Origin of the sequence: Hespellia stercorisuis DSM 15480 (assembly GCF_900142165.1) — a bacterium.
GTDB classification, from domain to species: domain Bacteria; phylum Bacillota; class Clostridia; order Lachnospirales; family Lachnospiraceae; genus Hespellia; species Hespellia stercorisuis.
Genome location: NZ_FQZY01000015.1, coordinates 1 through 24,844 on the forward strand (window position 1 = coordinate 1; position 24,844 = coordinate 24,844).

The window sequence follows — 24,844 nt, forward strand, 5'->3', positions numbered from 1 at the left end:
CGGCGCATCCTTTTTGGCGAAGTCTTTTTACCCAGTTGTAAAATGTCCCCGGCTTGATATTGTGTTGTACACACCACTGATGATCCGTGAGACCACTTTGGCGACATTCCATAATTAATCGGTATTGTTCCTGTGCAGGTGTTCTGGTACTTTTCATGAGCAATTCCTCCATAACATAATTAGAGTAAAATACTCGCATCTATCATTTCTATCAAAAGAAAATGAAGTGAAATGCTTGCATTCTCTAACAATAATTATGAACTGGATTTTGGGGCAAAACAATCCGTCGAATTATTTTGCGCTTACAATAAAAATTCAGAAGAAGCATATAATCATGCTTTAATTTCATTTTTTAATAAATATGGTTTTTTTCTACGCGAAGGTCAATCTGAACTCACTACAATTGATCGTACAGTGATTGATTCGTTTCTTCGTTTGATTTATGTAATAAATGATATTTATGAATTAATTGCTTTACCAAGCCCACTATCAAGTGATACATGTAATACATTGCTAAAATATATAACCGAGTTAACCTTTATTGAGTTTGACGATTATCGTTTTGGGTTAAAATCATTTCCACTAATTAATTATTTGAATGTCACTGACTATAATGGTCACGAATATGATCCAAATGAAGAACTCTTCTATCTTTTAAAAAACATTCAAGTAGCATACTCAAAACAATTCGATGAATATGCTTCGGTTGAAAAATATAACGGAGGAGATATAATTGTTCAATTACATGACTACTTTCAACAGCATTTTTCAAAAGAATCTATGAAAATAGTGGATTTTTTTTATCATCATATTCAAAAAAAAGAGATAAATATCTTAACTAATAGCAGTGATGGACATAGTTATTTATCTATAAACGAATTTCCGTATGAAAAGTATGAGCAAGAAATTATTTCAATTGCAGATCAAATATGCAACTATTATTTATCCCAAGCTTGCGAATCATCACCACTAATAGTAAAAACCTCCTTCAAAGCCGGTTACTATACAAGAAATTTAGAATATGAAGTAAAAGATTTAGCAAATGCAATTTTACTATCCCTTTTATTCTTTGACCCGACCAAGCAAGAATTTCGAAAATGTCAACTAGAGGGATGTAATAACTATTTTCTTACCAATAGATCAAATATGAAAAAACTTTATTGTTGCAGATCTCATACGAGAACAGCTGCAACGCATCGCTTTAGAGATACAAAATAATTTTCTTTTAAAAGAGGGATGCAAAATTCTGCACCCCTCTTCCCTTACTCCACAATCAAATACATCTGTACTCCCCCATACACAACTGCCAGGTTAATCTGTTCCACTTCCTCATCCGTTACATAGATGGTAAAGGAAGTCGCAATCTCTTCCGGTGTGCTGACCTTATTGCCAGCATTATCATATACATCTGCCACATACACATTCTCTGCCATCAGTGTAAGTACCTCTGTTGCCGGATCAAGGGCGTACACATTCACAATATCCCCTTTTCTAAGGCTACCATTTACACCACCCGGAAATGATTCTGCTGCAAAGGATGTTACCTGATACCCATTTAAGTATTTGTCCATCACTTCATCTGTCTTTGTGATGTCATCCGCTAAGACCATTTATGATTTTCCCATTGCATTCTCAATATAGAGCCCATCTTTTGGTAGCTCCTTTATAGAATGATAGGCTGATTCTGGAACTGCGGTTAATTCCACAGACATCTCCACAAAATACTTATCAAACTCATCTGACTTAATCAAGGTATTTTGTGCTACATTCTCCTTCATCACGACCACCTTGGTCTTAAGCTGCGCTTCCTCTGCCTTATTTTCCATTGTCATGAAGATTATCACAGATACAATTCCTGCAAATAAAGCCGCAATTACCAGAACCTTCACAATGGAAAGAACCGATGCTCCAATGGACTTGCCCCCCTTCTTCTTTGCCACCTTTCCCTCTCTTGCTTCTTTTTTTACTCGTTTTTTATCTACATCATTTACTTTTTTCTCAAACATATTCTTTCTCTCCTTCCGTTAATTGTTGATTTCTAAGGTACAGTAGATGTCCTTAGATTTTGTCAGTAAACTCTTATCAATGATATTCTCAATATCAAACTTCACTCTTCCATAGGCAGAAGTTTCTCTTACCACTTCTCCATTCGGAGTTCTTACACTTCCTACACTTCCGCTTCTTACATTTCTGGTTCCTGCCGCTCCTGAATAACTGGTAATTCTGATACTGCCACCTTCTACTTCATAACAGATGAATTCATCAAATGCAAAATTGTAATAAAATCCATTGGTATCTGCTATGGCATCATTCATACAGTCCATAAAGATTCTATGGGATTCGTCTACACTTTGGAATCTGATAACTGGCGTACCGGTCATCTCCCCTGTCTCAAAATAATACACATCATCTGCTACAAGACTTGCAAGCACAGCATCTGCCAGCGAATCATCTATGTGATGTTGGTGTGTCATAAGCTTTGCCACTTGAGCTAAATACAATGTCAGCACCACCATCAGTAATGCTACAGTAAACATCACTACATAACCAATGGCACTTCCTGCCTCTTTCTTTTTCATCATTTCATTCATGTGTCACCTTCCTATTCTGTTTTTTTCTTACATAATGTATTTGGGTTGAAATTTTGCTGATTGCTAAACTTTTTTGAATTTTTCTTTCAGAATTGAAATAATTGATAAAAAATGAAAATAGAGACAGGTTTTGGAATTATTCTTGTTAGTTGTGAGTAAAGAGATAAAAAAAATCTCCTTGTATCATAGGTGTATCACCCAACAAAAAAACAGCCCGAAACAATGCATTTCTGCAAGGTTTCGAGCTGTAAATAGCTTAAAATATGGGGGTTGAATTGCACCCGTGAACCACTTAAGTCTATTCCAACTCAATCTTCACTTTTTAATTTTCAATTTTTTTTAGATATTGACTATATGAGTATATATTTTTTTCTCCAACCAAATCCAAAAAAAACTTTTCGAAAGACGAGTCCATAGGAATCGTAACCAAAAAAATCAGTCTTTTCTTTGCTCTAGAACAGCAAACATAAAAAAGATTTCTATTACGTTCAAACGATGACTCCTTTCCTCTAGGTATCGGAATTACACCCGTTATCATTGGTGCATAAACCTCAAATTGATATTGATTCCAGCCTTTGCCGATCACAAAAATAACATTGTCGTATTCTTCTCCTTTTACTCCATGTTCTGTAGAATACTCCGCTTCTGGATACAAAAAATAAATTGCTGATAAAAATTGACTATATTCCAGCTCTAGAAAATCTTTAATTGTAACACCATTTGAATATACCAAATCCGGCGTTGTTAAATATTCTTGATAATACTCTAATATCTGTGGTGGTACTGGAATTAGTTTTGAATAAATTACAGTTTTAAGAACATCTATGCACCTTTTCATTCGATCTCGTTTAATACATTGTTGTAACTTTTTCCATTCTTTTTTCTCGTTTTTAGATGAGATAGGATAGCGTTTTATGCCTAGTGCATCAAAAAGTGACTTCATATCCGACGATTGAAGTGCCTTAAAAATTGGTTCTACTGTATTCATAAAATACATCAAAAATAAATCTTGTTTATCTCGTAATCCATCGTCCAGAATGCTCAAAAGTTGTTCATACCCTTGTTGCTTTGCAAGTACTTTGTGTGTAATCATCAGCACCTTCAATTTTTCTTCAGCAGGAGTAGATGACTTAATACAATCTGACACTTTATTCAACCGCTCTCTCAGTTCGTCAGAGGGCAACTCCCCTTTAAAATTTCGTTCAATTCGGCGTTGACCAATATAATCATCACAAGTAATTACTGTCACATCTCCGTCGAAATCATCTATAGCTGACTGCTGTGGTAGCTCTGGACGAATATCATTTAGCAATTTAACAATTTGGGGTGCCGAACGAAAATTTGACACCTTTTTTATTACCTCAATATTTTTATGTTCTATTAATCCACAGGCTTTATTAGATTGATAGATGGTTTGCCATGCATCTCCAAAAAATCCAAATTGCGGTCCCTGTCCTGTTGAAATAAAATAATCTATAAACCGATCAATAATTGGTTTGTATGAATCTTGGTACTCATCAATTAGAATTAGTGGATATTTATCAGCAAACACTCTACGAAATTTCTTATTATCTAATAAGATTCCAAATAATTTAAGCACATCATCATGGTAAAGATATTGTACTCCGTTATCCATGTACCGATGTCCCAATGTATAAGCCACTTCGGCAAGATTTGAAAAGTCACCCTCATCAGAAACAAATTCTGGATCACTTTTAATTATATCTATCAAAAAACTTTGATACTGTTTAATTGCATTCCACGCAAATGAATGAATTGTAGATGGGATAATAAATGAGTCTTTAGATAATCGTTCTAAAATCACATCTACTGCTGCATTTGTATATGTAATACAAACTACATTTTGCTTTTTTTGACTAAATTCATTCCACTTATTTTGCTGAATCCATTCAATTGCTTTATTCAATGAATATGTTTTTCCTGAACCAGCACCTGCTTCAACGCGAAAACTCTGACCGCATTGAAGCGTATTCATAATTATTTTATCAATCCTATCCGCTTCCTCTTTGGCTGTATTATAATTACTATTTTCACGACATTTATTCATAATCTATCACCCTCTTACTCAAAAACTTTTTGATTATTAAGCCATATCAAACCACTTTTTATATAATCCGGAATGATATAATTGGGATTATCGCAAATTAGATTAAGTGCAAAATCGGTTTTGCATTTTTCTTTGAATTCTAAATTTTCTTCTGTACTATTGGCCTCTAAATTATAATATATCCTATTAACGTTCCGAATCGCTTCTTCTAACGAGTGTCCACAAAGTCCATTTTCTTCTGTTTGAAACTCAATATGACATTTTCCTCTTGTTTTATCTTTTAAACTCAACGAAGTAATGTCTGTTAGTTTTATTTTAACTTTATCTGATTCCTGAAGTCCCATGTGTTTTCTCATCCACCATTTTATTGTTGCATTTGACGTTGTTTCTCCTTGGCTCACTGGAACAGATTTTTTATTTAATACAGAATCCAAATCCGTAAGAATAAGACAGGGAATATCTAAAAAATCTGCAAAAGGAATGAATTTGTATGCATATGCACCACCAATCTCAATCAGTGCATAGTACTGCGCTGGCAACCTGCAAATTTGTGAACCGAACTCACCATTTTTATCACATTTATCAATCATATCTGGCAATAATATACGCTCAGAAGCACCTTCTACAAAAATTATTTTATCAGCAAAGAATAAATCACATCGACTAAGTGTAAGATATTTCTTAATAAAATCCATACTTTCCGCATTATTTTGTGCAAATACATTTAAATTTTTATAGACTACACCAAATTTTGATTTCTGTGCATAGCGAATTTTACTAAAGTCCATTGTGTTTGCTATATGAGCAGAATGTGAAGTCAAAAACGTTTGAATACTCACATTAGAAATAGTGGCTAAAAATTTTTCCAAATACTCTGCAAATGTATGCTGCATTTGTGGATGCATATGTGATTCTGGTTCTTCAATCAATAACAATGGAATGCAAGTAGTACCATATTTTTCAATATCCCTTGCAAATGCTGCAAGCATAAATTCCATTTTAATTAAATTTTTGTATCCCAACCCATTATACTTGCTTGGTAAACTTTCCATATCCTTTCCCAACGAATACGAAAGAATAGATTGATTTTTTATCTGGTCATCTATTTTCAATTTGGTAGTTACTCCTAACTGCAACTCTTCCCCGTTAGGATATCCAAATCCAACCGCCTTACTAATAATTGCACTCAGAAGATTATCACTACGCTTTTGAACATCTTTATTAGCTTTTCCCACTATTTCACGTAATTTTTTGACTTCTCCCGCAACAGTAGCATCTAACTCATCTTCGCTAATATCAAAATAATTTGAAATTAGTTTTCCCAGTGAGTTGCCATTTTGAGAACCATCTTCACCAAGTGTTCTCTCTGCTGGAATAACATAAAACGGGAATAGTTCATTTAATTCTTTATGACTTTTAATCTGTACATCTGTTTTGCTATTAGGATTTATAGCATAAATCGACATTTCAAACATCTTATTAAATCCACTGCTAATTATATCATGTACTTCCTCATCGTCTGGTGCAAAAACTCCATCTTTATAATAACCATTCTCAAGGAATTTCCATAATGATTTTTCATCCATTATCAGTCTGTTTTCAGCTCGAATTATTGCTACCGCTGTATTCTCATCAACGTCGATAATGAATGGTGACAATGCCCCAAGATTGTCTTCTGGTTTATCCAATGAATAATCAACCAAGAACTCAAGTGATATCTTTTCTAACTGTTCATATAGCTCCTCATAATTGATTTTTTTCTCCATGAATTGCATTATTTTGCTATATAGTTCATCTCGTTTTTGCAAGGGATAATCATCATATGAAAAACCTCTTCCTGTCAATACGGTCGCAAGGCATTCAAAACACGATGTTTTCGCAGTATTATTTCTACCAACTATCAGTGTGGTTTTTGCATCAACATCCAATTCTGCATCAATAAGCAATCTATAATTTTTGATTCTAATTTTTGATAATTGCATATTTTGTACCTTCCTTTATTCGAATGTAAAATGGTATTTACATTTTTTCTACATTTTCTCATTTATATTTTATCACTATAAGGCAGTGCTTTAATATAATTCTCCATCCATTGCCAATCAGGAATATATCCCTGGTCAGAATAGTCATATGACTCATCAATAATCAATTTACCATGTTCGTCATGTAAAACTGGAAGCTTCAACGTAAAGTCTTTTCTAAAATGTGAATTTAATTCTCGCCCAAACGCTTGATACTTAGTTTTACACTCATTTCTTATTAATGTTGCAATAAATAGTTTTGTATAAATAGACAGTGGTACTTTTTCTCGTAACACAGCAACATTTTGTGCCGTGTAAAATGGTTTGTTTTGAACAAAACAAGATCCTAAAAAACTTCCTCCTAAAGCTAATGACATGGATCCCGCTGGAAAGGGTACTTCACCATCAATTTCATCAACAAATGCAACAACACCATTTCCATTACTGTTGCGAGAAACATAGTTATACTTTGGATTATCATTTGTTGTTTGCACCGCATCAATTCCATTTCCCATCTCAGAATTCAAAATGCGATGTAAATTGAATTCTTTCCACTTATTAAAATCCATCATTATTTTTTTCGAGTTACTATTTTTTGTAGTCACTCTTTTATGATGAAGAGAATTAATAAATTGGTTCATATAATTGTAATCTGGCGTCTTTTCATCCAATGCTGGTAACATTATTACTTCCGAAAGATATAATTGCTCTGTAACTTTCCTTCCGAAATCATATTTATACTTAATTGCCATCAAAATTGTTCTTAGAAATAAATAAATATTTGTTTTTCGTTGTTTTTCATTTTTTAATAGTAATATTTTTGCGGAATCGCCTACCACACAGCCAAATGGTTGAAAACAGACATACCCTGCTGTTCCTGTTCTCGCCACAGTAAGACACGGAATTTCAACCAATGTATACTTCATTTCCATACAATATGACTTATCAATTTTTCCAATACACCCGTTGTTTTCCGCACCACTCTGAATAGCATACATTTCTCCAGGATTATTTTCTATTTCTTCTTTCGTAATGCCTTTTCCATTATAAATACAAAAAATATCTGACAACACAAAAGGTTTCCATGCAGAAACATCAAGCTTCATATATATGCCCCTCCTTAACTAAAAACGCTAAGTAATCATTTATGACGTTTTGAAAATCAGTCTCCGTTAGTGTACTATAATCAGTCTCCATATAGGCTTCTGCAAGCCATTCATCTTTCCATGTTACCCTGTGCATTACAGATAAACCAGGGACTTCACGTTTATTTTTATATAATTCAAGCCACTGTTCCTTTGTTTTTACCCAAAGACTATTTCCATATGTATCAGTTTTTTCGATCCTCCCTAACCCCTTACGCTTAATAAACTTATCATCTTTGTAATAGCCAAAGAAAGTGTCTCGGTTTGCCTTTTCATGTTTTTGTGAAAGGTCAAATATCATACAACAAGCTACCGCCGCAGCTCCTGGATAGAACATTTCTGTCGGAAGTGAAAACACTGCATCTAAAGTATAGTTATCTAACATTTTCTTTTTAAAAATCTTTATATCGCCACTGTTACCAATAGCAGCTTGCATTGGAAGCAAGACTGCCATTTTACAAGTGGAAGGGACATGCCGAGCAACCCATTCAACAAAATGCAAGCCTTTAGAGGGATCTTCTTTTTTCTTTGCATCCCAATTTTTAGTATAATCAAGATCACAGCATTTTTTTGTAGCATTATATGGTGGATTCATTAAAACAACATTTATGTTGTTTTCCTCAATCCACTTTGCACGATTGAACATAGAATCTTGAACAACATTAGAATTACCATCACCGTGAATAAGCATATTAGTTGATGATAATCCGAATGCCCCTTCTTCGTATTCAATACCAAATATCTGATTTTTCTTTACTTGATCACGCTCTTCTTCTGTGTCACAATCATCCATTGCATCCGTCATTGCTCTTACAAGAAAAGCACCACTTCCACAGCACGGATCTAAAACTCTTGACTTTTTATTAACGCCAACAGCTTTGCTCATAAAATCACATATATGATCGGGTGTAAATGCCTGATTTTTATCGGACTTTCCAACATATTTGTTAAACGTCGTAAAAAAAAGATTCAACAAATCCTGCCCAGCAGTACTTCTATCATTAATATATGGGACAACATTATCATCAATATATGCCAATATCTCTTTAAGTTCAACGTATGTAAGACTTGATACATCTTGATCTCCGAGCACTTTATTATTGAGAATTGCAAGTTTGCTGGCTTTATTCAAGCTTCCGCTTTTTGTAAGCAGTCCTTCTAAAATATCTTTCATGTTTTTTAAAACTATTTTTTCTGGTGGCATTTTCTTACCCGTTTCGGGATTTATTGACTCTTTAATATCCTTGTACATCAAACCATTCTTGAGAGAAAGAAGACAAGTCCCAACAAATTGACTTCGAAGTTTTTCATTAATTCCGTCTGAATGTAGTTTCTCATTAAGTGCTTTAATAGAATCTACTATTTTGATTTTATCATTGATTTTTCCAAAACATAAATTTTCATACTCTTCAAAAGTTTTTATCACCGATTCATCTGATTTGTGTGTATCATCAATAATTACGGACTGTCCATACCACGTCCAAACATCATCTCCGTCTGTTTCTGCGAGAATAGCAACAATCTTTTTTTCTGAGTAAGCCTTTTCAAAGCGAACGTAATCCTGCAATTGACTTTGAATTTTTTTCTTGTCCCAACGACTAAATTTATTCTTAGTTTCTACTAAAATGGCTAATCTGTCATTTTCAAATCGAATATCTAGGAACTGATGTTGTGTACCAGATGTGGATTTCTGATATTCTTTAATATCTTTTCCTACAGACTTCAGTGCTTGAGAATAACTAAACTCTCCATTTTCTGTATTTCCGCGATGATATTTATCGCCAATTCTGCTAATAATTTCAAATCTATTCATAAATTCTCCTTTGGATTCATTTTTTATTTCCTATAAAATATACTGCATAGGCTGTCCAATAAAACTCTCTCATATCCAGTTATTTTAAATAAGATTGTTAACTTTATTTTGCTCCAATATCCATACCAATTTTAACATAATTTATTTCAAATAACCACCGCTAATATTTGAAGTTTCCCCGTTAATATTTGAAGTTTACCCGTTTTCAAATAAACCACCATACACTGATTCCTTCAGCACAATTTCTTCCGCACAGGATTTCAGATTATTCATCAGCCCAACCCATTTCATCTGATCGGTTGCCTTCAACTTTTCTGTAACTCCTGCACCTGCTTTCATCTGCTCCACAAGAAGCTCCAACCTCTGATAGCATTCTTCATCTACTCCATGCAGATATTCGTTCCATTTCCCTGTAAATAGCAGTTCCAGATACATGGAATGATGATGCTTTTTGATATAATCAGCCCTCATTCTCCCATATCTGCCTATCCGGTAATCTGTCCCTTTCGGGAGCACGAAGTCTGGATAATAAAGACCATCCGCTCCCAATGTGTAGCTTATTCCGTTTTCTCCTACAATGTGTTTTTCCATCATCTGCTCCTTATCTGCCACCTCTGTCCTTTGGTCTGACAGGTGTGTTTTGTTTACTGTTTTCTCGTTCCTTAACCTCTTTGTCATATCGTTCCAACCTTTCCTTGATACTCTCTGCTGGCTTTCCATAAACACCTTTCTCATATTTCACTAACGCCTGCTGATAGGCTTCATACTCTGATTTAGAAGCATGGAAGTCTTTCATAAACTCCTGTATATTCTTATATCCATAAGACTTCACAATGGCTGACCTACTCTGTTCCATGTTGGCAAGCTGTACCTCTGCTTTTTCAATCTTTCCTTCTACCTCTTTCCGCTTTCTGCCTTGCAGAATACCTTTCAGCTTTGACTTTTCTTCTTCCAGTTCTTCAATATCAATCTTCTTGCTTTGAATGACTTTGGACTGTTTTACAAGCTTCTCATGGACTTCTTGCAGTCTTAGATACTTGGATGCCAAAACTGATTGTTTTGGTCGCTCTGGGGCTTGTATTACCACCTTTTTCTCTGCCCTATGCTCTGGGTTGACATTTTCCTTTTTGCCTTCTGGAACTGTCGGTTCTGCCACTTCCTTAGTTGCCTTTTCACCAACACTTGCTCCTTCTTTTGGAAGTAGATTTTCCTTTGCAGAAACTATATCCAGTATTCTTCGGATAAGCATTTCCAACGTGCTGACTGCCAGCTTTATCAACTGCGAAAACAGTTCTGGGTTTCTACCATTCTGCTTTATGGATTTACTCGCTGGCTGTGAAATCTGTGTTCTTTTAACCTCCATGATCTGTGTCTCTGGAACACCAACCACCAATGCACTGTCTACGGTCAGATTCCATTTGGTTCGTATCTGATTGTCTACTACTATCTGCTCCGCTTTTGGGTTGTTCTTGCCAATCTTTTTCATTGGCAGATACACACCAGTTCTATCAAATACCTTTAGCTTCTGCTTATCATCTTTGACATAAAGATTGATTAGGTCTGTGTATGACCGCTTCACTTCGTCCAGAAAGCCCTCATTCTTAAAACGTGCATTCTTTGTTGTGAATAAATTGCGTTCATAGACCTCGCCCTTTGTAACAACCTTACACCCTGCCCTTATCTGTCCATCTTCTCCCAATATCTCTTTCTTGGTTCTGACGTGCTTACCAGTTTCATCATAGAACATATTTCTGGTAGCAATCTTTTCTATCGGTTCTTCTAATGACTTTCGTTCAGAGAAGATAAGATGGATATGATAATTGGTCTTGCGTTTGTTATGGTGCAATGCTGCGATGCACTCTGTCCCATAATTCTGTTTCATGTGTTCTGTGAAAAGTTTCAGCAATGCCTTTGGCTCATAATCCACGAAACTCTCTGGTAAGGCAATAATCAATTCTCGTGCTTCAATGCACTTTCCCTCTGTACCGCTTTTCACAAATTCTGCTTGATTGCATTTCGCCAATTTCGTCCAAAATTTTCTGTCGGTAGTCTCGTAAACTGCATATAGATTTTCCTGTCGGACTGGACTGGATATATAATAAATTCTGCCTTTCACTTCTGGCAGTTTTGTCATTTTCACAAATGAATTTCTCTGCAATAGGCACGTCCTCCTTCTTTTGTTTTTTGTGAGTGGATACCATAGGGTATCCGTTTACGAACTCATTCGCCTGTCGGCGATAATGCTCCCTGCAAGGGCGAAATACCCTGAGTACAAACGAAGTTTGTGCGATGGGTGTATTTCGCTCTCATACGCCGAGGGCTTATAGAGTGCTTCCCCTGCAGGAACTGATAAAGCTCTGATTGCTACCACTTTTTCATACCATTTTGAAGAATGTCTTACATCTTTCATACCAATCTTCAATTTGTATCACATTTTTCATACCAAATCTTCGGCTCGTTTCCGAGCCACCTTTTCAATCACTGACACCAGATGGTCTACGGTGCTTTCTTCCCATCCAGCTAACCATATCAATGTTTTTTCTTCTGCCTTGGTCAGTTCAATATCTCCCATGACGGCATTCATTTTTTCTATCATTCTTGCTTCAAATTTGTAATACGCATCGTTCACATTCCGAGTTCCATACGCTGGCTGTTTAATCATAAGTGCTCCTTTCTGCCGACAAACTATCGGCTTCACAATCAACATTTCTCCTTGGCTACATAGACAGGGGCGTGCCACGCTCCTGTTAATATCACGAAGGAAAATTACCATCGAAAGCTTTCCGGCACTCCACGTTTATCCAGATATTCCTGTCTTGCTTTCTGCTTTTCTTCCTCGGTTGGTGCGGTCTTATATTTTGAGTAGAGCAGTCGCATGGAAATTGAATCCATCTTATCCTCTAATCCTTTTTTTATCTCTGGTTCAACTTCCTGCATATTAAGAAAATGGTATTTCATAAGTGCTATAAATAGTTCCTCTGGTATCTGTATCTGCTTCATTTTCAATCCCTTTCTGTGTATCTGCGTGACGGTTGCGTCGATTGCGACGGTTATTTACCTATATAGAAAATACCGTCACAACCGTCACCAATCGTCACGCACTTATTGTTTTTGTGCTTCGCTTCTTGGTTATTCGCTGATTATTCCTGTCGTATAGACCAGTGTATAATCTTCCAAAACTCTGCTGATAACACGTTCCACATCTATCTGTAAATTTGCGATATCGTATGCGTCAGCTTCGTTTAACAGTTCTTCATCTAACAATGCCTTAAATACCTTTGTACATACTTCCTGCTTTGTCATAATCTGCTCCTATTCCTCTGACTTTTGTTGCAAGGTCAGCGTTATCATTCTGCCATCATGCTCTCTGGAACTTTCATAGCGGATACCATATTCCAGAAGTAGATTTTCCACGCTGATATTCAATTTTCTGGTCAGAATATTGGGTGCAATATCAAGTTCTGGTAGCAGGAGCAGCAACTCCGATGCTGTGCCTTTCCATTGTGGCTGTTCCTCTGTAACTACTTTGACTATGGAGTCCAGCATAGGATCTGCTGGCTCTTTCCACAATTCTGTTTCTGCCTTGATAAGTTCCCATACACATAACTCCCGATTGAAGTTCAGTTCCAGTCTCTGGTCTTGCTGGTCACGTCCTGCAACTTCCAGAATAGCCTTGTTCTCGGTTCGCTTTTCTTTCTGCATGATGAATGCTCCGTCCGAAGCCCCCAGCAGACCATTTGTCCCCGAAATCATATCGAAGCTGTCAGAGGATTCCATCTTCCTTGTGTGATGCACTACCAGCAGACAGATACCATGCTCGTCACTGAACTTTTTCAGCTTGGTTACAATGTCATAATCGTTGGCATAGCTGAACTTGTCTCCGCCAATTTCTCTGACCTTTTGTAAGGTATCTATGATGATAAGCCTTGCGTCTTTATGCTCTTTTACAAACTGGTTCAGTTCTTCTTCCAATCCCTCATTTAAGTTCTTGGACTTGGTAGCAAAGTAGAAATTATCTGTGCTGTCCATGCCAAACATTCTTGATAAACGCTTTTGAAGCCTTGCATAATCATCTTCCAACGCCAGATACAAAACTGTGCCTTTCTGCACTGGGAAATTCCACAATGGAAGCCCCTTGCTGACGTGATAACCTAACTGTGCCATGAAGAACGATTTGCCTACTTTGGGTGCTCCTACAAAGAGATACGTTCCGTTGTATATCAATCCATCTACAATCGGTATCTTGGGTGGATAAACTGCATCATACAGTTCATCCATTGAGATAGTTTCCAGACCACTCTGCCCAGAATTAACTGGGCTTTTTGTGGCTTGCAGATTGTTTTGTTTCGTGATATTTGCTATAATTTGATTGGTATTTTTTGTTAGTGGCTGTTCCACATCTACGCCAATAGATGGTTCTGGAGCAGTCGCTTTTTTAGTTACTCCCATTCGCTTTCCTCCTTTAGTCCATTCAGTGTTTCCGCTACAAGCTGGAGTGTGTATTGAAATTCATCGCTGATTTCGCTTTCCTGTCCAATCCTCTGTAGTTCTGCATAAATGCCAGCCATCTGATTTCTAAGTGCCTTATAAACCCTCGGATTGCCCTGCACCACCACTTCTCTGTGAAGCAGTCTGCGGATAATATAATCCTGCTTGGTAAGCCCTGATAAGCTAACACAATCATCTAAGAGCTTTGCTTCTTCCTCTGATACCCGAAAGGCTACAGTTCTGTTTCTCCAACGTCCTTTACTGTCTAAATTCTTATCCATAGTTTTCTTCCTTTCCCATTCGTTCAATCTCCAACTTATCAGCCATTTCCGTCTGTTTTGTTGGGAATAAGTGTGCATAGCGGTATGTGATATCAATACTTTCATGTCCCACACGCTCAGCGATTGCCAGTGCTGAAAATCCCAATTCGATAAGGTGCGAAATATGCGAATGGCGCAGGTCGTGAACTCGAATTCTTTTCACACCGCTTTCCTTTGCCCCACGATCCATTTCATGGTGTAGGTAGGACTTCGTAATCTGGAACAGCCTGTCCTTCGGATTAACTCCGTAAAGCATTCCGATGAACTCCTTCATTTCATCACACAGGAACTTCGGCATCTTGATGGTTCGATTGCTCTTTGGTGTCTTGGGCGAAGTAATCACGTCCCTTCCCTTTAATCGCTGGTACGACTTGTTAATCGTCAAAGTGCATTTGTCAAAATCAAAGTCTTCTGCGGTAAGTGCCAGCAGTTCTCCCATTCGGATACCGCACCAGTAAAGCATTTCAAATGCGTAATAGGATTGTGGTTTATCCATCATGGCATCTGCAAATTTCAGATATTCCTCTTTCGTCCAGAACAGCATTTCCTTGTGTTCCTCTGAACCCATTGTGCCTGCTTTCTGGGCTGGATTACTGGTAAGGTGGTAAAACCTTACTGCATGATTGAATATGGCACTTAGCTGTGCATGAATGGTTTTCAGATAGGTGGGAGCGTATGGATTGCCCGATGCATCCCGATATGCAAGAAGTTCATTCTGCCATGCGATAATGTCCTTTGGCTCGATTTCTTCCATCTTGCGTTTCCCAAAGTAGGGAACTATCTTGGTTCGTATCACATGACCTTTCGATTCCCATGTGTTTTCTTTCACACGTTTCTTCTTATCTGTCTCATAGATTTCAAAAAAGCTCTCAAAGGTCATATCCAGTTTAGAACCTTTCTTTAGCAATTCCTCTCGTTCCCACATCTGGGCTTCTCTTTTGGTGGTAAAACCACGTTTCTGTGTCTGTTTGCGTTCGCCCTGCCAATCTGTGTAGCGGAATACGACACGCCATTTGTCTCCATCTTTATATACAGCCATCTAATCACTCCCTTCTTATTCGCTGTAACATAGTTTCTTCTGAAAATACTGGGTGTTTACCCTGCCATTTACAGTTAGATACCCTAACTTCTGCATCTCGGTATTAAGCTGTTTTACCACCTTATAGGCATAGGACTTTGAAACGCCCAATTCATCAGCTACTTCCTGTACTGTCATAAATGTTTTGTTTTCCATCTTGTTTCCTCCTTTATTATTCTTAAACTTATTTGTTTAAGTCTTTGTGTTGGTATCATACTAAACATTTTAAGTTAAGTCAAGAGGTTTGCAAGAAAATAATTAACTTTTTTTGTTTAAGTTCTAATTGCTATCTATTTTCTCCTGTGTTATACTAGCCATAGCAAATATGTTTAACATGTAAAGGAGAATAATTATGGCAATCGGTCAACGCATCCGCTTTTTTCGTAATAGAAAAGGAATGACACAAAAACAGTTAGGCGAAATACTCGGTTTTCTTGGAAAGACCTCTGACGTGCGTATGGCACAGTATGAATCCGAAGCCAGAACACCCAAACACGACTTAGTAAAAGAAATGGCAAACATCTTTGATGTCAGCACTCACGCACTCAGCGTTCCTGATATAGATAGCTATATCGGGCTTATGCACACTCTATTTGCCATAGAGGATATGTATGGTCTGAAAGTCGGCACGATCAATGGCGAACTTTGTCTGCGTATTGACCGGAACAACGGTTCAACTTTTTCCTCTATGTACGATATGCTTCATGCATGGCAGATACAGGCTGATAAACTGAAAAATGGGGAAATCACACAAGAAGAATATGATGAATGGCGGTATAAGTACCCAGAACTTGATACTACACAGCATTGGGCTAAAGTCATTCCTCAAGGTCTTAGTGATATGCTTATGGATGAAATGAAGAAAATTGAAAAGCAAGAAAAAAAAGACGCTAGAAAGAAAAAGAAATAAGCATAAAAATAACCTTACCGATATTCAGTTTAATCTGAAAATCAGTAAGGTTTTTCTTATGCTATATTAAGATAAAATTATTCTTTGAATGAGAGCCAAATGTTGCCAAATTGTTGCCACGACTTAAACATATTTGTTTGGAAGTCGTATAAACACTTGGTTCTTTGAAGTGTCTAAATCACTCAAACTCCTTTGCGGACTGCGTTTCATGACACGCAAAGGCTGTTATTAGAGGTTTATATTTCGAACGTGCGTTCTGTTTTTGTGTTTTTCGCACCGCTTATGAAGAAATAAACTCCAAAATAACTCCATTTTACTCTTTATTATTTTGTTGTTCTTCTCTTGCGTAAAGAATGTCCAACGCCTGGAATATTACATTACTCATAGTCTGATAATGTCTCTCTGCATAAGATACTAGCTTTTCTTTTTGCTCTGGTGACATCCTAATTCTCAGACTAGAATCTTTGCCGTCTAATGATGGTTTTCTAGGCATCTTTCTCTCCTCCTTACATTTCATAGTTTAACACGAATTGATACAAGTGTCAATCTCGTTTTGTTAATATCACCCATTTCCCTTTTTGGCTACTTCCCTGCCTCTTCAGATAATTCTTTTCCTTCAATTTGGTTATATAATACTTCACACTAGCAAGATTCCAATCTAACGCATTAGCCATTTCTTTCTGCGTGATTGAAGGTTGCATACGTACAAGATTCAGAATTTCTATTTCTTTCTCACTCAGTACATTTTCATCTTCCACTTGGTCTAATCTCTCTAAATCTTGGTTAGCTTGGTTAGTAGCTTGGTTAGCTTGGTCAGTTATTGGATTGACTCGGAACAACTCTACCCGAAACATATTATCAAATTCCTGAAATCTCGGCTTTGGAAGTCCATACTCTTCTGCAGCATTAAGGATTCTTTTTATTCCGCTTCCCCATGCCTCTACAAGTCCCATCTGACTGAATATATTGGCAATGCCTTTATTCCTGATCTTCGAATGACCATTCATGACTTCCTCATAAGTTAATCCGTTATATAATCCACCCGGAGATGTCACCTCCAATCTGTCATCATAAACTGCGACCTGAATACAGGATTCATCTAATAGGTTACGGTGACAATGGGCATTAATAATCATTTCCCTGATTGCTTCCGGTGGTAACTCATATTTCTCTTTTCGCACCAATCCGTCAATTGTTGCTCCAAGCCGAATATTTCTCAATACAAAATCTACTGCTTCTTCGATTTGTGTATAGATTGGTCCTGTAAATTCTCTCTTATCCAGAAACATTGCACGATCTGTTCCCTTGAATACCGCACATTGTGTTTTGGAGAATGAAAAATAATCTGATGTCAGCAACGCATAGGCATTCGTTGCCAGAAGCTGTCCCTCGCTCTGCTTCAAAATTTTCCAGTTTATCAGCTGCTCTTTCTTTACAGAATGTTCTGACATTCCTGCTTTCTTCCGGAACTTTTCAATATCCTGACAAAGTTTCTCTGTTGCTTCCTCTGAAACAGGATAACCCACACAAGTAAGCTCATCCCATGAGATTCTGGCCCCTTCCATTTCCAGTTCTTTTATCTTCTCCGGAAATGCCTGTCTTGATGTACCTGCTACACGGATATAAGTGCCATTATCTTTTCCCTTTGATTTTAGATAATACGGTCTGTTCTTTCCAGCTTCTACTGATACAACAATGACCGTTTTCCCGTCTACTGTCTGTGGCTCAATATCAGGAATGATCTGTGGCACACAGGAATCAGAAACTGCATTGGCAATTCCATCCATCAGCTGAAACAACACATCATTTTCCACACCAACAATCTGGTGTGTTTTATCATCTACTCCAACAATCAGCTTGCCACCTTGTGTATTGGCAAAAGCTACGATTGTCTTCATGTACTTTTCACTTTTATCAGGTAAGGATACCTTGTACTCAATATTTTTCGATTCCCCGGAAAACATAGTATCTTCTACCATTCTTTCACTCCTACTCTATACTCGCACCACTGGTACGAATAATTCTATTTCCAGAGCAATCTTCTCTGGATCATTAACACTATTATACGTTCTATTCTTCTTTTCTATCAAGCAAGAAAACAAAACAGTTCATTTCTTCTTACCATTTTCTTCTGTTCTTTTTTGATGCCAGATAAAGTCTCGTCATCTCATCCATGAAAATAGTTTTGTCCTCATTGGTCATAGTTCCACTGGCAAATAAAGCAGCTACCTGTTCAAGAATCTGCCTTGCCTGTTTAGCACCAGCATATTCACTTGGCTCATCATTACCCAAGCACACGGTTTCATTATCATTCATAAGATAAGAAACCTGACACTGAAATGCATCTGCCAGTTTTTGATATAAACTACTCTGCTTCGGATATCGTCCTTCAACTTCCCAAGATCGAATTGTTCTATGAGAAACGCCCACCATATCACCCAGCTTTTGTTGAGTCATTTTTTTCTCTTTTCGCAACTTCCTAATTTTATCACCAAATGTTGTCATAAGTATACATCTTTCTCCTATGAGTTTTGTACATGCTTTATTTTTCTAACCACAATAAAAGTATATCATTATGCAAATAAAAAGAGAACCCGACATCACAAGCAAATTTGATGATGCGGGTTCCCTTCCCTCTTTATAGATCAATACCTTTTATTTTTTCATCTTATGATCCGATGGCAATCTCACTTCTTAATGACAACTGTGGCTTCCACATCCATGCTCGCCACATGTATGTCCTTCCCCGTGGTTGTGCTCGTGATGAGAACATTTCACATCCGGATTATACTCAAGTGTTTCATTGATAAAAGCTTCTACTGCTTCATCCGCATCTCCGGAAACTCCTCCGAAAAGCTTGATGCCTGCTGCCGCTAACGCTGTCTGTGCGCCGCCTCCAATTCCGCCACAAATCAAAACGTCTGCATTCAATGCATTAAGAACTCCTGCCAATGCGCCATGTCCACTTCCATTCGTATCTACTACTTCTGAATGTACTACTTTTCCTTCCTCTACATCGTAAATCTTAAATGTCTCTGTGTGTCCAAAGTGCTGGAAAATCTGTCCATTTTCATATGTTACTGCTATTCTCATGATACCTTCTCCTTTTTCTGCTGCATATTTTTTGTAAATTTCCTGTTTGTAACATCCTCCAAAGCTGCAGTTGCCGCTCTGACCGTCACAGATTCTGAAATCTCCGCCCTCAATTTTGAGTGGATGCCCGTCGATAAGTGCATCTGCGATCTTTTTCCTGGCGATCTCGTAAATTCGCTGGACCGTTGTTCTTGCGACTTGCATAGATGCTGCACACTGCTCCTGACTGTAACCTTTCTTGTCCAAAAGACGGATTGTCTCGTACTCATCTACCGTTAGAACAATGGGTGTTTTTTTCTCAGTATCATCTGCCGGAAGAAATTCTAAAACATTGGGGAAATGACAGACTTTTCTGCATTTTACTGGTCTCGGCATAAACTGCTCCTTTCTCGCTTTTCCTATATAATAGCCCTATAAAAGGCATATGTCAATAATGTTTTTGACATATGCCTTTTATGAATCACCTTATAGTATTACTTCTTTTCATTATTTTTTAATTTACAGATACCCTGCGTCATTGTTCCCATTGGACAAAATGTACACCAGGTTCGTGGCTTATATAACACCATTACGATCAACCCTAACAACAAAGATGTAAGCATCAAACTATAAAATCCAAAACTAAACTGTGCCACCCAATCAGCTACTGTTCCGGCAGTGTATGTCCATCCCCACGGAACACGGAAGGTCCAGAATAATTTGATGGCTTCACGCAAGGATGATGATCCGGCACCAACTAAATATGTCTGAAATACCATATTCCCAAACATTGTAAGGAAAAATATCAAAAAGCCGTATCGGAACCATTTTGAACTCATCCATCGCGGGGTTGGTTTATTTCTTGAGCATTTTAAATCCCCACCGAGCTTACTAAAAAGCTGGCCACGTCCACACAAATGATTACAGAAAAATTTATTTTCACCGAATATCGCTATTCCTAACGGCAACAGGAAATCAATCATCCCAAACCAAGCAAACAAAATATTAAAAAAACCGAGAGCAAAATAAAGGATCGCCCATATCCATAAATAATCATACCAATGTTTCTTTTTCTTCACATCGCTGTCCTCTCTTTCATTTCAATACAACCTGCCGGACAGGACTTTGCACATTTTCCACATCCTACACACACTGTTTCTTCTACCACAGCATAACATCCATGGTAAACTTTGACAGCTGCCAGCGGACAAGTATTTTCACATACTCCGCAGGCAACACATCTTTTTTTATCGACACTTGCCATTCTTTTTGCCAATGCTTTGTTCCCCTTTCAAATTTTGTATCTCTATTGTACCTGAAAAAGGTAAATCCTTCTGTGATATTATTACATAAGAATTTACCTTGAACGCTAATCATTACAATGACATATTTTTATTATACATTACCTTTATATTTATATATGATGTTTAGAATTTCCTCAGTTGTTCGAATAATTTCTTTTTGTTTTTCTTTCATTGTTATAGATTTGCTTTCTTCTTCAGCTAACGAAGAGTAAAGGTGAATGGTATTAGCATGATTCCATATCTCATCGTAAATTTTCTCGATTTCATCAGCACTCCGAAATGCCTGGTCTGTTTGCATTTGCAAGTGTTCTCGTTGCTCTTCCAGATGATTCATCCGTTCTTGTAACTGATCCCTTTCTTTCTGCAATCGATCATGTTGTGCTTGCAGTTGATCTATTTGTATTTTAATTTCGCTCATCTTTTCTTTCTGTCTCCGCATAAGCATCATCAAATATACAACTACAACTACAAATACAAATAATAGTATTATGTACAGCATAAACTTCTCCTCACGACACATATATTTCGACGGTTTTCCGCAAATCAACTATTGATAATGGCATAGAAAGAACAGTTAGTTTTCCTGAATTCTTTTTAATTTCAACAGCATCAGGATTGCCTGTGATTAAAATTACAGGTGTTGTCCTGTCCGCACGCCATGGCTGATTCGGTTGGCTCGTCATATCTTCGGTAACAATCCAAAGATCCGGCTTATGTCTGCCTAATCTTGTTTTAGCACTTTCCGGTGTGTAAAACAGCATGATCTGATCTGAAATAAATTGCAATGTTTCTTTTAATCCTTTTGCATAACGTTCACTGCCACAGACCAGTGCAATAATAGAAGCAGCTTTCTTTTTTTGTGTTACCTGAATAAAATCCAAAACTGGTGTATTATAGAGACTAAAGTCTTTTTCCAAATGAACTTTATCATAATAACTCTTTGCTGCCTTGCACATCCTCAGACAAAACTGTTCTATGTCTATACGAATATCGTTTCCGTTCTCCTGTATGTTCATACTTTCCAACTGACAAACTGACATTCCACAGTTTAGTCCAAGATGAAAGCGTATATTATTTTCATCATTCAAAAATCCTTTATTTTGATGAAGATATTCACATCGAAGCTGCCAACAGCGTTCTCCGCAAATATATGGCTTTTCATCGGATTGAGATAGTTTAAAGTAGTCCCCTGCATATTCATCAAACCAGCGAATATACTGGGTTCCCACATCACGGGTCGGATTCTTTTGCCGATCCAGCATAACCCGGCCATCTCGATAATGTTTAACAATTTCCGGGAAAGCAATACCTCCGCAAATATCTGGCAAAGTCAATGCCAATGCCAGTGCAGACTGCCATCGTCTATCTACAATATTCAGTTCTACTTCTTCAATTCGGTCCAAAAATGTAAAACTGACATCTCCCTGCATTATTTATCCCTCCCTCATATTCACAACAGTCATGTACTATAGTCAGTATATTTTTATTTATGGCATATGTCAATTATATAATTGACGCATCTAAAAAAAGTAAGTATACTATGTTCGTAAAGGAGATAACTGTTATGAGCTTCGAAAATTATTTTCCACTATGGAATGACTTAAATACAGCACAGAAAAAAGTAATTTCAGACAATTTGATTACACGGGATGTAAAAAAAGGAACGATCATTCACAACGGAAACCTGGATTGTACTGGATTATTACTGGTTAAATCCGGGCAGCTTCGAACTTACATACTTTCAGATGAAGGACGAGAAATTACACTTTACCGCCTGTTCGATATGGATATGTGTCTTTTATCCGCCTCATGTATCATGCAGTCCATTCAATTTGAAGTAACCATTGAAGCAGAAAAAGATACTGATCTTTGGATCATCCCTGCTGAAATCTATAAGGACATCATGAAGGAATCGGCTCCCGTCGCAAACTATACCAATGAATTAATGGCTAGCCGTTTTTCTGATGTCATGTGGCTGATTGAACAGATCATGTGGAAGAGTTTGGATAAGCGTGTTGCTTCATTTCTTTTAGAAGAGACCTCTATCGAAGGAACAAATGAACTGAAAATCACTCACGAAACTATCGCAAACCATCTTGGTTCCCACAGGGAAGTGATCACTCGAATGCTTCGATACTTTCAGGGCGATGGTCTCGTCAAACTCTCACGCGGCAAAATCACCATCCTTGATTCGAAAAGACTGGAAACACTACAAAGATCATAAAACTGTTTTTCTATGACATCTAAAGAATCCTCCATTTATCAGAATTGTGAAAGTCATTCTAATAAATGGGGGATCTTTTTACGCTACAAGTAAATTATAAAATTATTGTGATTATTTTTTAATAATCCATACCACATGCATATGCCCTTTCAATCAACGCACGGTCATTAACCACTGCATCATAGAAGCGGAATCCACCGGAGAAGTTGTATGTTTCATAACCGTTTCCTTCCAGAATACGGCTGGCAATGTAGCTGCGCAGACCACTTTGGCATATCAAGTAAACAGGCTTTCCCTTCTCAATTTCATTGATACGTTCCCTTAGTTCATCTACAGGAATATTTCTGAATCCATCCATATGCCCCCTGTTAAACTCACCTACAGTTCTCACATCCAGCAATACAACACTTTTATCTTTAGAAATCTTATCCATATCTTCCAGATGCCATTGTTTTAAGGTACCTTTTGCTATATTGTCTATCATGAATCCTGCCATATTTACAGGATCCTTGGCAGAGGAATACGGCGGTGCATATGCAAGATCCAGATCTTTCAGCTGGGTTGCCTTCAGCCCTGCATGAATTGCTGTTGCCAGCACATCAATACGTTTATCAACTCCTTCATATCCAATAATCTGAGCACCAAGCAAACGATAAGTCTCTTTTTCAAAAACCACCTTCATGGTCATCACTTTTCCACCAGGATAGTAACCGGCATGACTCATAGGAGAAAGAATTACTGTATCTACATCTAATCCTGACTTTTTGGCATTGGTTTCATTGATACCTGTAGTGGCTGCTGTCATATCAAATACTTTGATAACGGAGCTTCCCTGACTGCCCAGGTAACGGCTGTCACCACCACAAATATTATCAGCGATGATCCTGCCCTGCTTGTTGGCTGGTCCGGCCAAAGAGATCAGCGCATCATCACCCGTAACATAATGTTTTACCTGAACTGCATCACCTGCTGCATAAATATCCGGTACAGAAGTTTCCATTCTGTCATTCACTACGATACTTCCCTTGATGCCAAGTTCCAGACCAGCTTCTTTTGCTAATGCTGTGTCTGGTGTAACTCCGATTGCCAGCACCACCATATCAGCCTGAAGGGATGGATTATCTTTTAATAGAACCTCTACTCCATTGTCCTTTTCTTTAAATCCTTCTACTGTATAGCCCAGTACCAGTTTTATCCCATGCTTTCTCATTTCATTATGGATCATGGATGCCATATCCGGGTCAAATGGGTTCATCAGCTGCTTAGGCCGCTGGACAATTGTAACATCCATGCCAAGCTCCCTCAAATTTTCTGCCAATTCCAGACCAATAAAACCGCCACCTGCCAATACAGCCGATTTTGGATGATTCTTATTTATATATTCCTTTATCCGAAAAGTGTCTTCTACAGTACGAAGTGTAAAAAGTTTATCCATACCTACTCCGGGAAGTCTCGGCTGTGTTGGCTTTGCACCTGGAGAGAGGATCAGCTTATCATAGTTTTCTTCAAATATCTCACCATTCTCTAAATTTTTCACTGAAACCGTTTTTCGTTCCGGATGTATGGAGATAACTTCATGATGAATTTTCATGTTAATACGGAATCGTTTAAAAAAACTCTCTGGTGTCTGTAGTGTAAGTTCTTCCGGGTCTGTGATCACGTCTCCGATATAATATGGAAGCCCACAATTCGCATAGGATATGTATCCGGATCTTTCAAACACAGTAATTTCTGCATGTTCATCCAATCTTCGTATTCTTGCTGCAGCTGTAGCTCCTCCGGCTACACCGCCTACGATTATTACCTTCAT

At 37.5% G+C, this 24,844-nt stretch carries 29 protein-coding genes; 3 read left to right on the plus strand and 26 right to left on the minus strand.

All coding sequences use genetic code 11. The features are described from left to right. A partial coding sequence (gene tnpA / locus BUB85_RS22420) for an IS66 family insertion sequence element accessory protein TnpA (RefSeq protein ID WP_143160666.1) occupies nucleotides 1–157 on the minus strand: 157 nt, incomplete at its 3' end. Nucleotides 158–231: 74 nt separating this feature from the next. Here tnpA and BUB85_RS05960 point away from each other — a divergent pair. Continuing rightward, nucleotides 232–1,218 carry a hypothetical protein gene (locus BUB85_RS05960; RefSeq protein WP_073106895.1) on the plus strand — a complete coding sequence of 329 codons (987 nt, stop codon included), beginning with the start codon at nucleotides 232–234 and terminating at the stop codon, nucleotides 1,216–1,218. Nucleotides 1,219–1,262: 44 nt separating this feature from the next. Here BUB85_RS05960 and BUB85_RS05965 read toward each other — a convergent pair whose 3' ends face one another. From BUB85_RS05965 to BUB85_RS06035, 16 genes are all read right to left on the minus strand, one after another. Next, nucleotides 1,263–1,610 carry a hypothetical protein gene (locus tag BUB85_RS05965; RefSeq protein ID WP_073106900.1) on the minus strand — a complete coding sequence of 116 codons (348 nt, stop codon included), beginning with the start codon at nucleotides 1,608–1,610 and terminating at the stop codon, nucleotides 1,263–1,265. After that, entirely contained in the window at nucleotides 1,611–2,006 is a 396-nt protein-coding gene (locus tag BUB85_RS05970; RefSeq protein WP_073106906.1) for a hypothetical protein, read from the minus strand. Between the two features lie 18 nt (nucleotides 2,007–2,024). After that, the gene (locus tag BUB85_RS05975; RefSeq protein ID WP_073106910.1) at nucleotides 2,025–2,591 is read right to left on the minus strand and encodes a hypothetical protein; all 567 of its coding nucleotides are present in this window, start codon (nucleotides 2,589–2,591) and stop codon (nucleotides 2,025–2,027) included. Between the two features lie 322 nt (nucleotides 2,592–2,913). After that, a complete protein-coding gene (locus BUB85_RS05980) occupies nucleotides 2,914–4,659 on the minus strand; it encodes a UvrD-helicase domain-containing protein (RefSeq protein WP_073106915.1) in 1,746 nt (581 codons plus the stop codon). A gap of 14 nt (nucleotides 4,660–4,673) precedes the next feature. Continuing rightward, nucleotides 4,674–6,641: an ATP-dependent nuclease gene (locus BUB85_RS05985; RefSeq protein ID WP_073106919.1), complete on the minus strand. Its 1,968-nt coding sequence runs from the start codon at nucleotides 6,639–6,641 to the stop codon at nucleotides 4,674–4,676. Between the two features lie 62 nt (nucleotides 6,642–6,703). Next, a complete protein-coding gene (locus BUB85_RS05990) occupies nucleotides 6,704–7,786 on the minus strand; it encodes a restriction endonuclease subunit S (RefSeq protein ID WP_073106922.1) in 1,083 nt (360 codons plus the stop codon). Next, nucleotides 7,776–9,638 carry an HsdM family class I SAM-dependent methyltransferase gene (locus BUB85_RS05995; protein ID WP_073106925.1) on the minus strand — a complete coding sequence of 621 codons (1,863 nt, stop codon included), beginning with the start codon at nucleotides 9,636–9,638 and terminating at the stop codon, nucleotides 7,776–7,778. The genes BUB85_RS05990 and BUB85_RS05995 overlap by 11 nt, the downstream gene beginning before the upstream one ends. A 195-nt stretch (nucleotides 9,639–9,833) precedes the next feature. Continuing rightward, nucleotides 9,834–10,250 carry a TnpV protein gene (locus BUB85_RS06000; protein WP_330392244.1) on the minus strand — a complete coding sequence of 139 codons (417 nt, stop codon included), beginning with the start codon at nucleotides 10,248–10,250 and terminating at the stop codon, nucleotides 9,834–9,836. Next, nucleotides 10,240–11,796 carry a MobA/MobL family protein gene (locus BUB85_RS06005; RefSeq protein ID WP_073106933.1) on the minus strand — a complete coding sequence of 519 codons (1,557 nt, stop codon included), beginning with the start codon at nucleotides 11,794–11,796 and terminating at the stop codon, nucleotides 10,240–10,242. The genes BUB85_RS06000 and BUB85_RS06005 overlap by 11 nt, the downstream gene beginning before the upstream one ends. Before the next feature lie 279 nt (nucleotides 11,797–12,075). After that, on the minus strand, nucleotides 12,076–12,300 hold the full coding sequence (locus BUB85_RS21700) for a hypothetical protein (RefSeq protein WP_073107010.1): 225 nt from the start codon (nucleotides 12,298–12,300) through the stop codon (nucleotides 12,076–12,078). A 104-nt stretch (nucleotides 12,301–12,404) separates the two neighbouring features. After that, entirely contained in the window at nucleotides 12,405–12,638 is a 234-nt protein-coding gene (locus tag BUB85_RS06015; protein ID WP_073106937.1) for a complexin-2, read from the minus strand. Between the two features lie 129 nt (nucleotides 12,639–12,767). Beyond that, nucleotides 12,768–12,941 (minus strand): hypothetical protein, encoded by a 174-nt coding sequence (locus BUB85_RS21420; protein WP_159434619.1) that lies wholly within the window; start codon nucleotides 12,939–12,941, stop codon nucleotides 12,768–12,770. Nucleotides 12,942–12,950: 9 nt separating this feature from the next. Further along, entirely contained in the window at nucleotides 12,951–14,087 is a 1,137-nt protein-coding gene (locus tag BUB85_RS06020) for an AAA family ATPase (protein WP_073106941.1), read from the minus strand. Continuing rightward, nucleotides 14,078–14,407 (minus strand): plasmid mobilization protein, encoded by a 330-nt coding sequence (locus BUB85_RS06025; RefSeq protein WP_073106945.1) that lies wholly within the window; start codon nucleotides 14,405–14,407, stop codon nucleotides 14,078–14,080. The genes BUB85_RS06020 and BUB85_RS06025 overlap by 10 nt, the downstream gene beginning before the upstream one ends. Then, a complete protein-coding gene (locus BUB85_RS06030; protein WP_073106948.1) occupies nucleotides 14,400–15,485 on the minus strand; it encodes a site-specific integrase in 1,086 nt (361 codons plus the stop codon). Before BUB85_RS06030 ends, BUB85_RS06025 begins: the two co-directional genes overlap by 8 nt. 15 nt (nucleotides 15,486–15,500) lie before the next feature. After that, a complete protein-coding gene (locus tag BUB85_RS06035; protein WP_073106951.1) occupies nucleotides 15,501–15,680 on the minus strand; it encodes a helix-turn-helix domain-containing protein in 180 nt (59 codons plus the stop codon). Between the two features lie 196 nt (nucleotides 15,681–15,876). Between BUB85_RS06035 and BUB85_RS06040 the strand changes: the two genes are divergently transcribed. Further along, complete coding sequence (locus BUB85_RS06040; protein ID WP_073106955.1) at nucleotides 15,877–16,434, plus strand: helix-turn-helix domain-containing protein; 558 nt, start codon at nucleotides 15,877–15,879, stop codon at nucleotides 16,432–16,434. A gap of 313 nt (nucleotides 16,435–16,747) precedes the next feature. Here BUB85_RS06040 and BUB85_RS06045 read toward each other — a convergent pair whose 3' ends face one another. The 8 genes from BUB85_RS06045 to BUB85_RS06080 all read right to left on the minus strand — a co-directional run bounded on the left by BUB85_RS06045 (nucleotide 16,748) and on the right by BUB85_RS06080 (nucleotide 22,240). Then, a complete protein-coding gene (locus BUB85_RS06045) occupies nucleotides 16,748–16,927 on the minus strand; it encodes a hypothetical protein (protein WP_008705291.1) in 180 nt (59 codons plus the stop codon). Nucleotides 16,928–16,976: 49 nt separating this feature from the next. After that, nucleotides 16,977–18,413 carry an AlbA family DNA-binding domain-containing protein gene (locus BUB85_RS06050; RefSeq protein ID WP_073106959.1) on the minus strand — a complete coding sequence of 479 codons (1,437 nt, stop codon included), beginning with the start codon at nucleotides 18,411–18,413 and terminating at the stop codon, nucleotides 16,977–16,979. A 139-nt stretch (nucleotides 18,414–18,552) separates the two neighbouring features. Beyond that, the gene (locus tag BUB85_RS06055) at nucleotides 18,553–18,939 is read right to left on the minus strand and encodes a helix-turn-helix domain-containing protein (protein ID WP_044924454.1); all 387 of its coding nucleotides are present in this window, start codon (nucleotides 18,937–18,939) and stop codon (nucleotides 18,553–18,555) included. Nucleotides 18,940–19,128: 189 nt separating this feature from the next. Beyond that, on the minus strand, nucleotides 19,129–19,902 hold the full coding sequence (locus BUB85_RS06060; protein WP_073106964.1) for a NifB/NifX family molybdenum-iron cluster-binding protein: 774 nt from the start codon (nucleotides 19,900–19,902) through the stop codon (nucleotides 19,129–19,131). Nucleotides 19,903–20,000: 98 nt separating this feature from the next. Then, nucleotides 20,001–20,585 (minus strand): 4Fe-4S binding protein, encoded by a 585-nt coding sequence (locus tag BUB85_RS06065; protein ID WP_055195153.1) that lies wholly within the window; start codon nucleotides 20,583–20,585, stop codon nucleotides 20,001–20,003. Further along, nucleotides 20,582–20,782 carry a 4Fe-4S binding protein gene (locus BUB85_RS06070; protein WP_222891075.1) on the minus strand — a complete coding sequence of 67 codons (201 nt, stop codon included), beginning with the start codon at nucleotides 20,780–20,782 and terminating at the stop codon, nucleotides 20,582–20,584. The genes BUB85_RS06065 and BUB85_RS06070 overlap by 4 nt, the downstream gene beginning before the upstream one ends. 119 nt (nucleotides 20,783–20,901) lie before the next feature. Next, on the minus strand, nucleotides 20,902–21,228 hold the full coding sequence (locus BUB85_RS06075) for a hypothetical protein (protein WP_222891074.1): 327 nt from the start codon (nucleotides 21,226–21,228) through the stop codon (nucleotides 20,902–20,904). A gap of 91 nt (nucleotides 21,229–21,319) precedes the next feature. Continuing rightward, nucleotides 21,320–22,240, minus strand: coding sequence for a response regulator (locus BUB85_RS06080; RefSeq protein WP_028086467.1), 921 nt, complete (start codon nucleotides 22,238–22,240; stop codon nucleotides 21,320–21,322). A 110-nt stretch (nucleotides 22,241–22,350) separates the two neighbouring features. On the opposite strand from BUB85_RS06080, the gene BUB85_RS06085 reads away from it, so the two are divergent. Then, a complete protein-coding gene (locus tag BUB85_RS06085; RefSeq protein ID WP_044924472.1) occupies nucleotides 22,351–23,034 on the plus strand; it encodes a Crp/Fnr family transcriptional regulator in 684 nt (227 codons plus the stop codon). A 118-nt stretch (nucleotides 23,035–23,152) separates the two neighbouring features. Here BUB85_RS06085 and BUB85_RS06090 read toward each other — a convergent pair whose 3' ends face one another. Further along, on the minus strand, nucleotides 23,153–24,844 hold the full coding sequence (locus BUB85_RS06090; RefSeq protein ID WP_073106970.1) for an FAD-dependent oxidoreductase: 1,692 nt from the start codon (nucleotides 24,842–24,844) through the stop codon (nucleotides 23,153–23,155).

What these genes read in the sequence shown, in the direction of transcription:
- BUB85_RS05995 (WP_073106925.1), bottom strand. Translation starts at nt 9,638, where the DNA reads ATGAATAGATTTGAAATTATTAGCAGAATTGGCGATAAATATCATCGC.
- BUB85_RS06015 (WP_073106937.1), bottom strand. Translation starts at nt 12,638, where the DNA reads ATGAAGCAGATACAGATACCAGAGGAACTATTTATAGCACTTATGAAA.
- BUB85_RS05990 (WP_073106922.1), bottom strand. Translation starts at nt 7,786, where the DNA reads ATGAAGCTTGATGTTTCTGCATGGAAACCTTTTGTGTTGTCAGATATT.
- BUB85_RS06055 (WP_044924454.1), bottom strand. Translation starts at nt 18,939, where the DNA reads ATGACAACATTTGGTGATAAAATTAGGAAGTTGCGAAAAGAGAAAAAA.
- BUB85_RS06025 (WP_073106945.1), bottom strand. Translation starts at nt 14,407, where the DNA reads ATGGATAAGAATTTAGACAGTAAAGGACGTTGGAGAAACAGAACTGTA.
- BUB85_RS06040 (WP_073106955.1), top strand. Translation starts at nt 15,877, where the DNA reads ATGGCAATCGGTCAACGCATCCGCTTTTTTCGTAATAGAAAAGGAATG.
- BUB85_RS06085 (WP_044924472.1), top strand. Translation starts at nt 22,351, where the DNA reads ATGTTCGTAAAGGAGATAACTGTTATGAGCTTCGAAAATTATTTTCCA.
- BUB85_RS05980 (WP_073106915.1), bottom strand. Translation starts at nt 4,659, where the DNA reads ATGAATAAATGTCGTGAAAATAGTAATTATAATACAGCCAAAGAGGAA.
- BUB85_RS05985 (WP_073106919.1), bottom strand. Translation starts at nt 6,641, where the DNA reads ATGCAATTATCAAAAATTAGAATCAAAAATTATAGATTGCTTATTGAT.
- BUB85_RS06030 (WP_073106948.1), bottom strand. Translation starts at nt 15,485, where the DNA reads ATGGCTGTATATAAAGATGGAGACAAATGGCGTGTCGTATTCCGCTAC.
- BUB85_RS21700 (WP_073107010.1), bottom strand. Translation starts at nt 12,300, where the DNA reads ATGATTAAACAGCCAGCGTATGGAACTCGGAATGTGAACGATGCGTAT.
- BUB85_RS05960 (WP_073106895.1), top strand. Translation starts at nt 232, where the DNA reads ATGCTTGCATTCTCTAACAATAATTATGAACTGGATTTTGGGGCAAAA.
- BUB85_RS05965 (WP_073106900.1), bottom strand. Translation starts at nt 1,610, where the DNA reads ATGGTCTTAGCGGATGACATCACAAAGACAGATGAAGTGATGGACAAA.
- BUB85_RS21420 (WP_159434619.1), bottom strand. Translation starts at nt 12,941, where the DNA reads ATGACAAAGCAGGAAGTATGTACAAAGGTATTTAAGGCATTGTTAGAT.
- BUB85_RS06060 (WP_073106964.1), bottom strand. Translation starts at nt 19,902, where the DNA reads ATGCCGAGACCAGTAAAATGCAGAAAAGTCTGTCATTTCCCCAATGTT.
- BUB85_RS06090 (WP_073106970.1), bottom strand. Translation starts at nt 24,844, where the DNA reads ATGAAGGTAATAATCGTAGGCGGTGTAGCCGGAGGAGCTACAGCTGCA.
- BUB85_RS06045 (WP_008705291.1), bottom strand. Translation starts at nt 16,927, where the DNA reads ATGCCTAGAAAACCATCATTAGACGGCAAAGATTCTAGTCTGAGAATT.
- BUB85_RS06050 (WP_073106959.1), bottom strand. Translation starts at nt 18,413, where the DNA reads ATGGTAGAAGATACTATGTTTTCCGGGGAATCGAAAAATATTGAGTAC.
- BUB85_RS06035 (WP_073106951.1), bottom strand. Translation starts at nt 15,680, where the DNA reads ATGGAAAACAAAACATTTATGACAGTACAGGAAGTAGCTGATGAATTG.
- BUB85_RS06020 (WP_073106941.1), bottom strand. Translation starts at nt 14,087, where the DNA reads ATGGGAGTAACTAAAAAAGCGACTGCTCCAGAACCATCTATTGGCGTA.
- BUB85_RS05970 (WP_073106906.1), bottom strand. Translation starts at nt 2,006, where the DNA reads ATGTTTGAGAAAAAAGTAAATGATGTAGATAAAAAACGAGTAAAAAAA.
- BUB85_RS06075 (WP_222891074.1), bottom strand. Translation starts at nt 21,228, where the DNA reads ATGAGCGAAATTAAAATACAAATAGATCAACTGCAAGCACAACATGAT.
- BUB85_RS06080 (WP_028086467.1), bottom strand. Translation starts at nt 22,240, where the DNA reads ATGCAGGGAGATGTCAGTTTTACATTTTTGGACCGAATTGAAGAAGTA.
- BUB85_RS05975 (WP_073106910.1), bottom strand. Translation starts at nt 2,591, where the DNA reads ATGAATGAAATGATGAAAAAGAAAGAGGCAGGAAGTGCCATTGGTTAT.